At 63.7% G+C, this 13,398-nt stretch carries 7 protein-coding genes and 2 pseudogenes; 2 read left to right on the forward strand and 7 right to left on the reverse strand.

Annotated features, from left to right (window positions below; genetic code table 11):
• The 7 genes and pseudogenes from V5B39_RS19145 to glgX all read right to left on the reverse strand — a co-directional run.
• Positions 1–390: pseudogene (locus tag V5B39_RS19145) on the reverse strand (homoserine dehydrogenase); the annotation flags it as partial.
• A 197-nt stretch (positions 391–587) separates the two neighbouring features.
• Positions 588–1,178 (reverse strand): YiiX/YebB-like N1pC/P60 family cysteine hydrolase, encoded by a 591-nt coding sequence (locus V5B39_RS19150; RefSeq protein WP_332344458.1) that lies wholly within the window; start codon positions 1,176–1,178, stop codon positions 588–590.
• 310 nt (positions 1,179–1,488) lie between these two features.
• Positions 1,489–2,778, reverse strand: coding sequence for a type II toxin-antitoxin system HipA family toxin (locus tag V5B39_RS19155; RefSeq protein ID WP_332344459.1), 1,290 nt, complete (start codon positions 2,776–2,778; stop codon positions 1,489–1,491).
• Positions 2,778–3,101, reverse strand: a complete 324-nt coding sequence (locus V5B39_RS19160; protein WP_332344460.1) for a helix-turn-helix domain-containing protein — start codon at positions 3,099–3,101, stop codon at positions 2,778–2,780. Before V5B39_RS19160 ends, V5B39_RS19155 begins: the two co-directional genes overlap by 1 nt.
• Before the next feature lie 395 nt (positions 3,102–3,496).
• Positions 3,497–5,668, reverse strand: a complete 2,172-nt coding sequence (gene glgB, locus V5B39_RS19165) for a 1,4-alpha-glucan branching protein GlgB (protein ID WP_332344461.1) — start codon at positions 5,666–5,668, stop codon at positions 3,497–3,499.
• A gap of 79 nt (positions 5,669–5,747) precedes the next feature.
• On the reverse strand, positions 5,748–7,517 hold the full coding sequence (locus tag V5B39_RS19170; RefSeq protein ID WP_332344464.1) for a DUF3459 domain-containing protein: 1,770 nt from the start codon (positions 7,515–7,517) through the stop codon (positions 5,748–5,750).
• Positions 7,518–7,550: 33 nt separating this feature from the next.
• A pseudogene (gene glgX, locus V5B39_RS19175) lies at positions 7,551–9,665 on the reverse strand (glycogen debranching protein GlgX); the annotation flags it as partial.
• A gap of 854 nt (positions 9,666–10,519) precedes the next feature.
• Here glgX and V5B39_RS19180 point away from each other — a divergent pair.
• Together V5B39_RS19180 and V5B39_RS19185 are read left to right on the forward strand one after the other, a co-directional pair.
• Entirely contained in the window at positions 10,520–11,089 is a 570-nt protein-coding gene (locus V5B39_RS19180) for a histidine phosphatase family protein (RefSeq protein ID WP_332344462.1), read from the forward strand.
• A gap of 20 nt (positions 11,090–11,109) precedes the next feature.
• On the forward strand, positions 11,110–13,398 hold a 2,289-nt coding region (locus tag V5B39_RS19185), incomplete at its 3' end, for a protein-disulfide reductase DsbD family protein (protein ID WP_332344463.1).

The raw sequence follows: 13,398 nt of genomic DNA on the forward strand, positions 1-13,398 counted from the left end.
GATGGGGATGCCGGCGCAGACGCTGGCTTCGAACCCCACTGGCGCCTTGTACTTCGCCGCCAGGGCAAAGAGCTCTGGGCCCCTTTCGGCCAGCAGATTCTTGTTGGCCGTAACCACTGCCTTGCCCTGAGAAAGCGCCCGGCTGACGACCCCAAAGGCCTCGTCGACGCCACCCAGCAGTTCAACCACGATATCGATCTCGGGATCGTCGGTCAGCTCGCCGCAGCATGCGGTCAGCGGGGTTCCGGCGGGGATTCCGGGCCTGGGCCTGGCAAGGTCGCGGACCAGCACGGCCTTGAGCCGCAGGTTCCGGGCGGCCGGAGAGGTGTTCAGGAGGCCGATCAGGCCGGAACCGATGGTTCCCGCCCCGGCCAGGCCAATGGTGGTCATGGGGTTCCTTTCTTCAGGGTTGTGCGCTCATGGGTTCCTGGCCAGCCGACGATCGGCAGAACTGACAGCAGGATGATAGCGAGTCCAGCGGCGATGTGTGCCAGCTTGAAAAGTGACTCCGGTCAAACCGGACCGCCTGACTTGCAGCAGGGGGCAGCATCGCTGCGGTGGCCCGTCCACCGCGACCGCCATCGCCGTCACATGATGCGGAACTTCATCACGACGCGGCCATCGTTCCAGATGTCGTCCGGGCTGATCGAACTGCGGTTGAACTTGAAGGCGACCTCCGCCTTGCGAAATGCCTCATAGACAAGTTCCGAGCAGATGTACTTGCGGTCCCGGATCTTGCGGCCGCGCTTGAACAGAATGCGCATGGCGATGCGACAGATCTCCCAGTTGTCGTAGGGTCTGGTGAGTTCATCCATGCCGAAGCTGATGGCCTTCTTGACCTTCTCGTTGTCCGGCTCCGGGGTGATCCGGCCGATCAGGATGCGTCCCTTGTAGGGCTTGTTCCTGCCGTGGTAATCACGCAGGTATTTGGACAAGGGAACGAGGCGAACGCCGATTGCGGTTTCGCTCTCAAGAACAAAGATTCGCTCCAGATGGTCGTCACGATAGATGATGCCAACATGGCTCCAGACGGACTTCGTGAACCACTGAATGGTCTTCGAGAAAAAGTACGTGCCCGAGCAGAAGACGATGTCGCCGGTGCGGAGTTCATTCCGCACCTCATCGTAGTCGAGGACGGGGAGTTTGGCGACAGCTTTGACGCCAAGGGGATCGGCCATGCGTGTCTCCGCTTACTGTATCAGGGTCACAGCGACGATCATCCGGTACCGGCAGTGTCTGGCTTCGGCCATGGCGCTCTCGTCACGAAAGGGGTGTTTGAAGTTGCCCGGGCCTTGCACGGCTGCTGCGGTATTGCGCTCGACGCTGCTTGTTGGGCACCCATATAATCACCATGGTGCGCCTGGATTTCTCATCCTTGATGGCCACTGCGGTAGCGCCTTGGAAACGCTGTTTCGGGTTGAGTAGATCAAGCCCCGTACAGTCGCTTTCGTCGATGTGGAAGCACTCCATGGGTGTTCCTCGTTTGCGTTACGGCCCGAGCCGCCCTGCGGCGGCACCCATCTGCTCATGCTCGAAGGCCGGCGCGAAGTCATCCAGATCTGCCTGCCGCAACCCCACTTCCGGGCTGCGTGCGACCTGCCGCCAGTTCGCCACCGCAACATGCACTTCGGCCAGCACAGCCAGGGCCTGTGCTTCGTCCAGCCCGAAGTACGAGGCACGAGCCAGCAGCATCTGCACATCGGTGATCGGCCCATCTTGCTCGGACAGCCAGGTCCTGGACTCACGGTCCTTGTCCGGGAACGGATTGATGTCGAAGGCCGGCGCCAGGCGCCACTGGCCGTGTGCCACGTGCAGGAAGCCGTGGTTCTGCAGGTGATCGTCCACGTTGGTGATCAGCAGGTTGAATACCAGCCGGCGCCAGAGCTGCTGCACGTCCTGCGCTGGGGCGTGGCCGTGGGTCCGGATGGCGTCGACGATCTCGGTGTAGCTGCGGTCTTCCTCGCGCGAGGCCTGCAGCAACGACGCAGCGGATTGGTACGGGATGCGGCCGTCTGCTTCGTTGCGATCGAAGCGGCGGATGACGGCTACCGGGCTATCGCCCAGCAAAACGACCCGAGCCGGCGCTGCATCGATGCCCGCCTGCGCTGCCAGCTTCAAGGCCAGTACCTCGCCACGAGTGACGCTGCGCTCGTCGCCCAGGCTTGGAAACTTGCCGATGGCGAGTCGGCCGTCCTCATCCAGCAGCGTGCACTTGGGCCGCATGCCACCCAGCGACGTGCCCTTGCCCTGCAGGTAGCGCAAATCCTCGGCTGTCTCATCGCCGCGCTCCACCGCCCGGCTGGCCTGAAAGACACGCTCCAACTCGACCAGGGGCGGGGTGCTGCGCCGCCCGGCCACCGTCGGCCGGTGCCAGGTGCCATCCGGGTCGCGCAGGCGCAACGCGCCGACGCGGCTGAAATCATCCACCGCGAGCAGATAGTCCAGTTCCGTGAGGGCCGGCAGCCTCGGATCATCCTTGCGGCGCTTGGCGTGGTCGCGGGTGATGACGCGCCGGCCCCAGGCGTCGGGCGCGGTGTCGGCGATGGCGCCGGGGAATACCGAGTCGTGCGGCGAAGCTGCCTTGTGCGACTGGTGTCCCGCCATCAGTTGCAGGTCGGCCGACACGTTGAAACGCGCCGGACTGGCCAACCAGTTCTCGTCATAGGCGAAGGCGCTGTTCTCGCGCCGCCCCTGGCGGACATACACGAGCGAACCCACCGGCAAGCCTGCCTTGCCGATGCAAAGCTGAACCTGCCGACGGATCGAGACGATGGCCATCACAGCGCTCCCGAGGTACCAGGCTTGCTGCGCACACGCTTGGGCAGGCGCTCGTCCATCAGGGTCAGGCCGATGTCGTCCTTGGCAGTATCCAGGAGGTTTTGCAGCGCCTGGATTTCGCCGAAGACATGCAGCGCGCGTGCAAAGAAGTGGATGGGCACCCGCAGGTCGCCTTTCTCCATGCGCCTCACGGTCGAGAGGGACGCGCCCATGCGCTCGGCCAGCGAGGCCTGGGAGATATGTCGTCGTCGGCGTGCCAGGGAGATATCGGCGCCGAATTTCTGGATGGCCCGTTGGACTGGCAGCGGGATGGGGGAGTCCATGTCAAGTATTCCCATGAGAGCGATCATGATGCGTAAAAGTCTCTATGGGATCGATTCTATACAACCAAGGGGAGCTTGCAAATAACACTTCCAAACAGATCATGTATCTGGCGTTACGACTCCTGTCGGAGTGTTATTGGGAACTCGCATGTTGACGCTGTTGCGCCAGGATGTCGTCGATCGTGGGCGCACGCCCATGCTTCTCCAGTTTCCTTGGAGCAGATGGCCAAATTGCGCCCGCGTAGGGAAAAACGACGGGAAAGCCGTCGAAAAGGTCGGGAAGTCGACGAAATCCGGCCCGCTCATTCCGCATTGTGAAATCTGGCGGCTTTCCCGACGCCAGGTCCGACAGGCTGCCAGTCCGAGAGCGCGTTTGCGGCAGCCCCTCCGCGCTGTCAGCCCCTCAGCGCCAGGACAACGCCGGCCAGTGGCGGCACCGTAACCGACAATGAATACGGGCGGTTCATCCATGGCACTTCCTCGGCGACAAGCGGCCCATCGCCATTGCCCAAATCGCTACCACCGTAGAAATGCGAATCCGAGTTGAGGACCTCTCGATAGCTGCCCGGTTGCGGCACGCCAATGCGGTAATCCATACGCGGGACGGGGGTGAAGTTGACGATCACCACAACGAATTCATCGTCGGTCTTGCGGACAAAGCTCAGGATCGACTGTTGGGAATCGTGGCAATCGATCCACTCGAATCCCTGCCACTCGAACTCGTTGCCATGCAGAGCGGACGAGCTGCGATACAGGTGATTGAGATCCTTCACCAGGGTTTGCATACCGGCATGCAAAGGAAAGTCGAGAACATACCAGTCGAGGACGCCCGCGCTGTTCCACTCGAGACCTTGACCGAACTCGGTGCCCATGAACAGGAGCTTCTTGCCCGGATGAGTGAACATGTAGGTATAGAGCAGTCTGAGATTGGCGAAACGCTGCCATTCGTCGCCGGGCATGCGGTTGATCATCGAGCCCTTGCCATGCACCACTTCGTCATGCGAGAAAGGCAACATGAAGTTCTCTGAGAACGAATAGAGCATGCTGAAGGTGAGCAGGTCGTGATGGTACTGGCGATAGATCGGTTCCTGTCCCATGTAGCGCAGGGTATCGTTCATCCAGCCCATATTCCACTTGATGTCGAAACCCAGCCCGCCAATGTAGGTCGGGCGCGTCACCTGCGGCCAGGACGTCGATTCCTCGGCGATGACCAGCGTGCCGGGCGCTTCCGTGTGGGTTGTGGCGTTGAGTTGGCGCAAGAACTCGATCGCTTCGATGTTTTCCCGGCCGCCGTATTGATTGGGTACCCATTCGGTGCGCGAATAGTCGAGGTAGAGCATCGAAGCGACGGCATCGACGCGCAAACCGTCGATATGGAACTCGTCAAGCCAATAAACGGCGCTGGAAATCAGGAAGTTCTTCACCTCGTTGCGGCCGAAATTGAAGATCAGCGTCGACCAGTCCAGGTGTTCGCCCTTGCGTGGATCCTCGTGCTCGTAGAGCGCCGTGCCGTCGAACCGCGCCAGCGCATGGGCATCCTTGGGGAAATGGGCGGGAACCCAGTCAAGCAGCACGCCAATATCGTTCTGGTGGCAGAGATCGACGAAGTAGCGAAAGTCATCCGGTGTGCCGAAACGGCTGGTCGGGGCGAAATAGCCGGTGACCTGGTAGCCCCACGACTGATCGAACGGATGCTCGGTAATCGGCAGGAGTTCAATATGCGTGAAGCCCATCCGGGTCACATATTCGACCAGTTGTCTTGCCAACTCGCGGTAGTTGAGGAATTCCCCTTCGTACCCGCGCTGCCAGGAGCCGAGATGGACCTCATAGGTAGACATCGGCGCATGCTGCCAGTCGGCCGCGGCGCGCCGCTCCATCCAGGCGGTGTCCTGCCAGACGTAGGTCGAGCGCGGAGCGACAATCGATGCATTTCCCGGCCGCATCTCGAAGCGTCGGCCGTAGGGATCTGATTTGGTGAGCACCTCGCCGCTGTTCCGGTTCCTGATCTCGAAGCGATAGAGGATGTCGGGGGCGATGTCTGGAAGGAACAGCTCCCATACGCCGCTCCCCGGACGTACGCGCATCGGGTGGCGACGACCGTCCCAGTGGTTGAAGTCCCCCAGGACGCTCACACGCTCGGCGTTGGGTGCCCAGACGGCGAACAGGATGCCAGCGACGCCGTCAATCTCATGTTCGTTTGCCCCCAGGAACTTATAGGCGTGGCTGTGCCTGCCTTCGCCTAGCAGGTGCAGATCGAAATCCGCTATCTGCGGCAGGTAGCTATAAGGATCGTGGGCAATATGGTCGTGATGCCAGGTATCACGCCAGATCAGGCGATAGTGTTCCGGAAGGTTCTTGCCGGAACCCTGCCACTCGAAAAAGTCGGAATCCGGAATACGTTCCAGCGGCAAATTGCCTTCGACGATGGAAACTTCCGTCGCGTGCGGGATGTAGGCCCGCACCAGGACTCCTCCAGCGCAAGGATGCCTTCCCAGCACCGCAAACGGATCGTGGTGGCGAGCCTCGGCGATTCGGATCAGTTCGTCATTCAACTTCGCTTCTCTCATGATTCTTCCTTCCCTCGGTCAGGGTCAATCGGTTGTGACATCGGTACGACGTCAACGGCATGAACTATTGTGACTGGCATCAAGCGACAACCCGCAGCAACCACACCACCGACCATGGCGGCAGCCGCCCTTGCGTCAGCGCACGATCCGCTTCGCCGGGCTCGGCCCAGAGGACCGCAGCGGCTGGCCGTTGCAGTCCCTCCAGCGGAACCCCGCTGTAGTTTGCCAACAGGGTAAGTACGGAGTCGTCACCCAGCGTCCACCGGATCGACAAGCCTCGCCCGTCGATCAAGGCATAGCCAACGGCTTCCTCATGCATGCCAGCCAAGCGGGGACAGATCTCCCGGCGGCGAACGGCCAGCAGGCGGCGGTAGAAGCTCAGCCAGTCAGCATGCGGTGACCGGCTAACGCTCGTCCAGTCCAGCTTGCAGCGTTGAAAAGTGGCCGGTTCCGTGGGGTCTGGAATGCGCGCCCGAGTCCTGGTCGTGCGAAACCCCGGGAGATGGGCAAAGGACTTGCGCCGGTTGATCGCAATGTTCTTGACCAGCTCCGGGTTGAAGTCGCAGAAATACAGGAACGGCTGGGCGGCGGCGAACTCTTCACCCATGAACAGCGCCGGCGGCATGGGCGCCAACAGTGAGGTCGCGACCATGGCACCAAGTGGCCGTGGTGAAGTCAACTGGTGGAGACGTTCGCCGCGCGCGCGATCGCCGATACGCGCATAGTCCTGCAGGAAGGTCACGTAAGCGGTGGGCAGCAGGCGATCTGACCCGCCGCCGGCAAACCCCCTGCTCAGGCAGGCGCCGAGTTGGTCGAGCGGCCGGGCGGTATCGACCGCGCCGGCCGGTGCGGCGGTCAACAATTCCTGCATGGCCTGCTGGGCGCCGTCATTCCAGACGGCTTCATAGCGGCGCGGAGCACTGTGATCATTCCAGTGGAGATAGCGGGCAGCCCGCTGATCATGACCCAACAGCAAGTGGCAATGGCGGTGTTTGCCCGGCCCTTCACGGACAGCGTCGGCGAGCGCCTCCAGCAGATCGAGCTCACCCGCATGTTCCTGCAGCAGTGCCGCATTCAGGCGCAGGCCATCGAGATGGAACTCCTCCAACCAGTACAGCGCATTGTGGATGAAGAACTCGCTTGCGACTGCCAACGTGAGGTCGATGCTCCTGCCGGCGAGATCGGTCGCGCGACAGGCGAAGAACGCCGGCGCGTAACCCGAAAGGTAATTGCCCTCGGGCCCGAAGTAGTGACAGGCGACATCAAGCAGGACCATCAGTCCCTTGTGGTGGGCGGTCTGGACCAGATCCTTGAGCTCGTCCGGATGGCCATAACTGGCGGCGGGGGCAAACGGCAGCACGCCGTCGTAACCCCAGTTATGCGCCCCGGCAAAGGCACCGACCGGCAGCAGTTGAATCGCGGTGACGCCCAGTTCCACCAAGTAATCCAGTCGTTCCCTGACCGCCGCGAAGGTACCCTGCGGAGTAAAAGCGCCGACATGCAACTGATAGATGATCGCTTCCTCCCAGGGCCGGCCCCGCCAACTGCGGTCGTTCCAGGCGAACTGACCCGGCTCGATGACCTGACTGGGGCCATGTACGCCCTGGGGATTGTAACGGGAGGCTGGATCGGGGACTTCGCCAAAGCCATCGATCCGATAGCGATAGAGATCGTTCACCGTCGCCAGGTCGCTGGTCAATTCGTACCAGCCCGCTTCCCTGGATTCCATCGGCAGGAGGATGGTGTGACCCCCCGCTTTTTGCAGCGACACGTCTACCCGTTCGGCCGCTGGCGCCCACAGGCGAAAGCGGACCCGTCCACCTTCCAGCACTTGCGCACCGAAGGGCATGAAATAGCGCCGGCGCAGTAGCGGCTCCGCTACCCGGCCAGCCTGGCGCCGCTGGGTCAGCAGCGCCAGCGAACGGCCCGCCAAGCCATAAGACTGGTTGCTGACCTGCCGCAGCTCGCCGCCTTCGGCCAGGGCGGTATCCAGCACCAGTTCGCAATCGCCCTTCCACGGCAGTGTGAAGCGAATCGCCTCGTGATGGCCATTGAGCAGCAGCAGGAAATCATCGTCCTTGGCCCATTGGCCGCGTTCATCCTGCTCCGCCAGTGCCTCGCCGACCAGGTACAGACCGAAACAACGGGCATGATGGTGATCCCAGTCCTGATCACTGATCTCGCCTGCGTCCGGATGCAGCCAGATGATGTCCCTGACGCCTGCGCCGCGGATGCGCTGCCCCTGAAAGAAATGCCGCCGCCGCAACGCCGGATGCTTCTTGCGCAGCTCGATCAGGCGACGGGTGAATTCGAAAAGTGCCTGGTTGTCCGCCGTCGAGGCCAGATCCCAATTGACCCAGCTCAGTTCATTGTCCTGACAATAGGCGTTGTTGTTGCCGCGCTGGGTGCGTCCGATTTCATCGCCCGCCAGCAGCATCGGCACGCCCTGCGAGAGCAGCAGCGTCGCCAGCAGATTGCGTTGCTGTCGCCGCCTCAGCCGGAGCACCTCGGGGTCAGTGGTCTCGCCCTCGGCGCCGCAGTTCCAGCTGCGGTTGTGCGCGTCGCCATCGCGGTTGTCTTCGCCATTGGCGGCGTTGTGCTTTTCGTTATGGCTGACCAGATCGTGGAGCGTAAAGCCATCATGGGCGGTGATGAAGTTGATGCTCGCATAGGGTCGACGGCCACTGTGTTGGTACAGGTCGCTGGAACCGGTGAGACGGTAGGCCAGCTGGCCCATCAGGCCCCCCTCGCCGCGCCAGTAGTCGCGCACGACGTCCCGATACTTGCCATTCCACTCGGTCCAGCCGACCGGAAAGTTGCCCACCTGATAGCCGCCGTCCCCCAGGTCCCAGGGCTCGGCAATCAGCTTCACCTGCGACAGGACCGGGTCCTGGTGAATGATGTCCATGAACGCCCCGAGCTGATCCACTTCGTGCAGCTCCCTGGCCAGGGCGGCCGCCAGATCGAAGCGAAAACCATCGACGTGCATCTCGATGACCCAGTATCGCAGGCTGTCCATGATCAGTTGCAATACCCGGGGATGCATCATGTTCAAGGTATTGCCGCAGCCGGTGTAGTCCATGTAGTAGCGGGGAGCGTCCGCCACCAGCCGATAATAGGCGGCGTTGTCAATGCCCCGGAAACACAGCGTCGGCCCCAGATGGTTGCCCTCGGCGGTGTGGTTGTAGACCACATCCATGATCACTTCGATACCGGCGGCGTGCAGGGCCTTGACCAGGTGCTTGAATTCGTCGAGACGACCGCTGGCGGAATAGCGTGGATCGGGGGCGAAGTAGCCGATGGAATTGTAGCCCCAGTAGTTTTTCAGTCCTCGGTCGAGCAGATGACGGTCGTCGACGAAAGTCTGTATCGGCAGGAACTCCACCGCGGTCACGCCCAGGCGCCTGAGGTGGTCGATGACCGGCGGCGTACTCAGCCCGGCATAGGTGCCGCGCATTTCCGGCGGAATATGCGGGTGCAGGCGGGTGAAGCCCTTGACGTGCAGCTCATAGATGACTGTCTGATGCCAGGGAACATTGGGCGGGCGGTCCCCGTCCCAATCAAAGCCAGGATCGATCACCTGGCACTTGAACATGCCGGGCGCGCTGTCGCGGCGGCTGAAGCTCAAATCCTCGCGGGGGCTGCCGATGCGGTAACCGAACTGGGCATCGCTCCACTCGACGGCGCCGACAATCGCTTTGGCGTAGGGGTCCAGCAGCAGCTTGTGCGGATTGAAGCGGTGTCCCTCCTCCGGCCGATAAGGACCGTGAACCCGGTAGCCGTACAACTGGCCCGGACGCACTTCAGGCAGATACGCATGCCATATTTGGTCGGTTTGCTCGCCCAGCTCGATGCGCTGTTGTTCCTTTCGCCCGCTGTCGTCAAACAGGCACAACTCGACCTTGTCGGCGTGCTCGGTGAACAAGGCGAAATTGACTCCTTGTCCGTCCCAGGTGGCGCCCAGGGGATAGGGTTTGCCGGGCCAGACGGCCGTCATCAGTGCTTCAGGCATGGCTGCTGACACAACGAGCCGGCCAAGCCGGTAGCAGGCGGGCGCTGGCGTGCAGGGAGTTCTGGACGACCCACCGCGTCGCGTTCCGACGGTCTTCCGGCAGTCGCAGGGCGTTCGACTGCCATGCCTGTGCGCGCCGGCCGTAGCGGCGATAGCATTCCAGGTCCCCTGTACGGCGATTGCATTCTACGCTGCCCATCAAAACCACACCCGCGAGCTCTGGCACTTCGCGCAGGGGCCATGGCTGCACCACCCTGCAGGCAAGTCCGTGACCAGCTCACTGAGCAGGCCCAACGCGAGTGCGCTGCACCCTCGACACCCCTTCCCTTACCATTGGCCCCGCCTGTGCGCCAACGCCAGCCCGATCGTCCAGATGCTACCGCTCTGATCGCGCCAGTTTCCGGTCCGTCGACTCCGACGGGCGGGTGGTTGCGCCGAGCAGAGAGTGATTTGCGGGCCAGCCGAATGGCCTGCTCGCTGCCGGCGTGACGCGGTGCCGAAGCGACGCAGCGAACACCTGGGAAGCCACTTGTACCAGTATTGAGATTGTACCAGCGCACGGCGCCGCCGTCCAAGCGGGCGCCGCCTCGAGCGCCGCGAAGCACTCCGCGCAATTCGACCGTAGCCGGTCAAGGGGCAGGGGTGACGGCTGGCGTGACCGACGACGGCGACGGTTGTGCGGCAGGCATGGTGAGCTTCCCATGGAAAAGGGCGGTTGAACCAAGCGCCATTGTCGGGATCAAAGCCGCGGTTGTAAGACAGGCGGCAACGCGTCAGAATTGTTTCGTGGAGGTCAGCGTGAGCAGGTTTCAGCAACTCGGTTGGTTTGGCACGGCCTGATGCGACGCCGCAGCTTTATCTGCCTCGTCGGTTTCACGGCCCTGTCGACACCAAGCGTCTTCGCCACCAACAACGTTCCCCTCGCTGAACTTGCCAGGCCAGGCCGCGTCCTCATGCTGCGGCATGCCTTCGCTCCCGGCACTGGCGATCCCCCGGGTTTTCGCCTGTCCGACTGCGCGACGCAACGCAACCTGGACGAAAGCGGCCGTGCTCAGGCCAGGGAGCTTGGCGAGCGATTGGCCGCAGCCGGTGTCGGCTGCGCCACGGTCTATTCGAGCCAGTGGTGCCGTTGCCTGGAAACCGCCCGCCTGCTGCAACTGGGTGAAGTGACGGCCCTGCCGGCGCTCAACTCGTTCTTTGAGCGTCCTCAGGATCGCCACACCAGAGTCAGCGCACTGCGGGCATTTCTCGCCGGACTGCCGGTCACCGGCCAGCCGGTCGTCCTGGTTACCCACCAGGTCACCATCAACGCCTTCGCCGATGCCGGTGTTCCCTTGGGTGGCGGCAGCATCTTCCAGCTGAATGGCTCGGTTTCCCCGCGCTGGCTGGGCAGCATCGCGGCCCCTTGAGCAGAGCTGGGGTGGCGGCCATGACTCAGCTGTTCAGCCAGGTTCTGGCCGCTCTGGAATTATCGCTGCGAACTCTCAAGCCGGGCGTGGCGTTCCTGTTCCTGCAGCGGATCGCGCGCTCGCTCGTTGTCGGGCTGGGGATCCTCGTATCGGCTTCCGGGAGCGCTGCCGCCGATCGCGAGGCGGTGGTGTCGACGCCGCACGTCACCGCGACGCTCGTTGCCGAGGTCGCAGCCGTGGTACCGGGCGCGACCCACTGGCTGGGACTGCAGCTGCAACTGGCGCCGCAGTGGCATGTTTACTGGCGCAATCCCGGCGATTCGGGATACCCGCCGAGTTTCACCTGGACGCTTCCCGCCGGGGCGCGGGCCGGCGAGATCTCGTGGCCGCTGCCAACGCGCATCGCGGTCGGGCCGCTGACCAATTTCGGCTACAAGGGCGAGGTCTTGCTCGCCGTGCCGATCGAGATTCCGGATGATTACGCGGCGCGAAGCTTCCCTGTCCGGCTCGCTGCCGACTGGCTGGTGTGCAAGGAGGATTGCATCCCGGAATCGGGAACCTTCGCCTTGGACTTACCCGTCGTCGGTGCCCTCGCACAAGCGGCACTCGGGCAGGCCGGGTTGTTTGCCGCCGCTCGGCAGGCATCGCCGATGCCGTCGCCACCGGCCGGCTGGGCGGTTTCGGCGCGTGTCGAGGGCGGCGAGGTCAGCGTTCGCATCGTCACCCCAGCCACCGCGCCGCCCCTCGACTCGCTCATCTACTTCCCGTTTGCCGAGGGGCAGATGCAGGCTTCTGCCGAGCAGCGCTTCCGGCGGCAGTCGGGGGGCTATGTCCTGACCCTCACCGGTGCCGAAGTGCCGATCGGCGACTGGAACTCGCTGGCCGGCGTTCTGGTCGCCAGCCCGGGCGCCGGGGCCGGCACGCGGCCGATTGGCTTTGCCGTCGATGAAGCGATCGCCGGTGCGGCGCCTGGCGCGATTCGGCCGGCGTCGCCGGCGGCAGCGGACGCGACTGTGCCAGGCGCTGCGAGCGAGGGGAGGGTACCGCTGTCATTCGTGGCGGTGGCCGGGCTGGCGTTTGTCGGTGGCATCCTGCTCAATCTGATGCCCTGTGTCTTCCCGATCCTCTCGATCAAGCTGCTCGGCCTGGCAGGTCATGCCGGCGAGGCAGCGGAAGGCCGGCGGCAACGTCGCCGGCATGCCCTGTTCTATACCCTGGGAGTCATCGGCACCTTTCTCTCGCTGGCCGGCCTCCTGCTGGCCCTGAAAGCCGGTGGGGCCTTCCTCGGCTGGGGGTTCCAACTGCAGTCGCCGCCTTTCGTCGGTGCCATGGCGCTGCTGTTCTTCGCCTTGGGCCTGTCGCTCTCCGGTGCCCTGCCGATTGCCACGCTGGCGCAGGACGTGCCAGGCAGCTGGCGCCAGCGACACCCCAACGTCGATGCCTTCGCCGCCGGCGCGCTGGCCGTGCTGGTCGCATCCCCCTGCACGGCCCCCTTCATGGGCGTGGCGCTCGGCGCCGCCTTCGCCATGCCTGCTGCCTTGACCCTGGCGGTTTTCCTGGCGCTGGCACTGGGCATGGCGCTGCCTTACGGCCTGCTGGCCATCATGCCGCGGGCCCTTGCCCGACTGCCCACGCCGGGGGCCTGGATGGGCCGGCTGAAAGAGTTCCTCGCCTTGCCGCTCTACGCCACCGTCGTCTGGCTCGCCTGGGTGCTGGTCGAGCAGGTGGGCCCAACGGCTATCCTTTACCTCGGGGCAGGATTGCTGCTCGTCGCTTTGCTCGCGTGGCTGCTCCATTTGCAGCACCCGTTCTGGCGGACAGGCGGCGGCATCGCCGCGCTGGCCACTGCGCTGGCGCTGATCCTGGTCATGCCGGCAGCGACCAGCCCGGCACCTTCGGCTGCGCCAGGCGGGCCACCCAGCGCGTGGGAAGCGTGGTCGCCGGCTGCCCTGATGACCGCCCGCACAGCCAACGCGGGCGTGTTCGTTGACTTCACCGCTGCGTGGTGCGTGACCTGCCAGGTCAACAAGCGGCTGGTGCTCTCCCGCGACGTCGTGCTGGCAGACTTTGCCAAAGCCGGTGTGCATCTGATGCGCGCCGACTGGACGCGGCATGACCCCGAGATCACGCGCGCGCTGGCGGCACTCGGCCGCAGCGGCGTACCTGTCTATGCACTGTACCCGCCGCGTGGCGAGCCCATACTGCTGCCTGAGGTGCTGACGCATACTTCGATTCTCGCTGCACTCGCGCGCTTGCCCGATGCGGGACAGCACGCGAGACAGACTTCCCTGCCACCCGACGAAAGGAAA

It is taken from the genome of Accumulibacter sp. (assembly GCF_036625275.1).
Taxonomy (GTDB): domain Bacteria; phylum Pseudomonadota; class Gammaproteobacteria; order Burkholderiales; family Rhodocyclaceae; genus Accumulibacter.

Coding starts and splice junctions, on each gene's coding strand:
- V5B39_RS19150 (WP_332344458.1), bottom strand. CDS start 1,178: ATGGCCGATCCCCTTGGCGTCAAAGCTGTCGCCAAACTCCCCGTCCTC.
- V5B39_RS19155 (WP_332344459.1), bottom strand. CDS start 2,778: ATGGCCATCGTCTCGATCCGTCGGCAGGTTCAGCTTTGCATCGGCAAG.
- V5B39_RS19160 (WP_332344460.1), bottom strand. CDS start 3,101: ATGGACTCCCCCATCCCGCTGCCAGTCCAACGGGCCATCCAGAAATTC.
- glgB (WP_332344461.1), bottom strand. CDS start 5,668: ATGAGAGAAGCGAAGTTGAATGACGAACTGATCCGAATCGCCGAGGCT.
- V5B39_RS19170 (WP_332344464.1), bottom strand. CDS start 7,517: ATGCCCTTCGGTGCGCAAGTGCTGGAAGGTGGACGGGTCCGCTTTCGC.
- V5B39_RS19180 (WP_332344462.1), top strand. CDS start 10,520: ATGCGACGCCGCAGCTTTATCTGCCTCGTCGGTTTCACGGCCCTGTCG.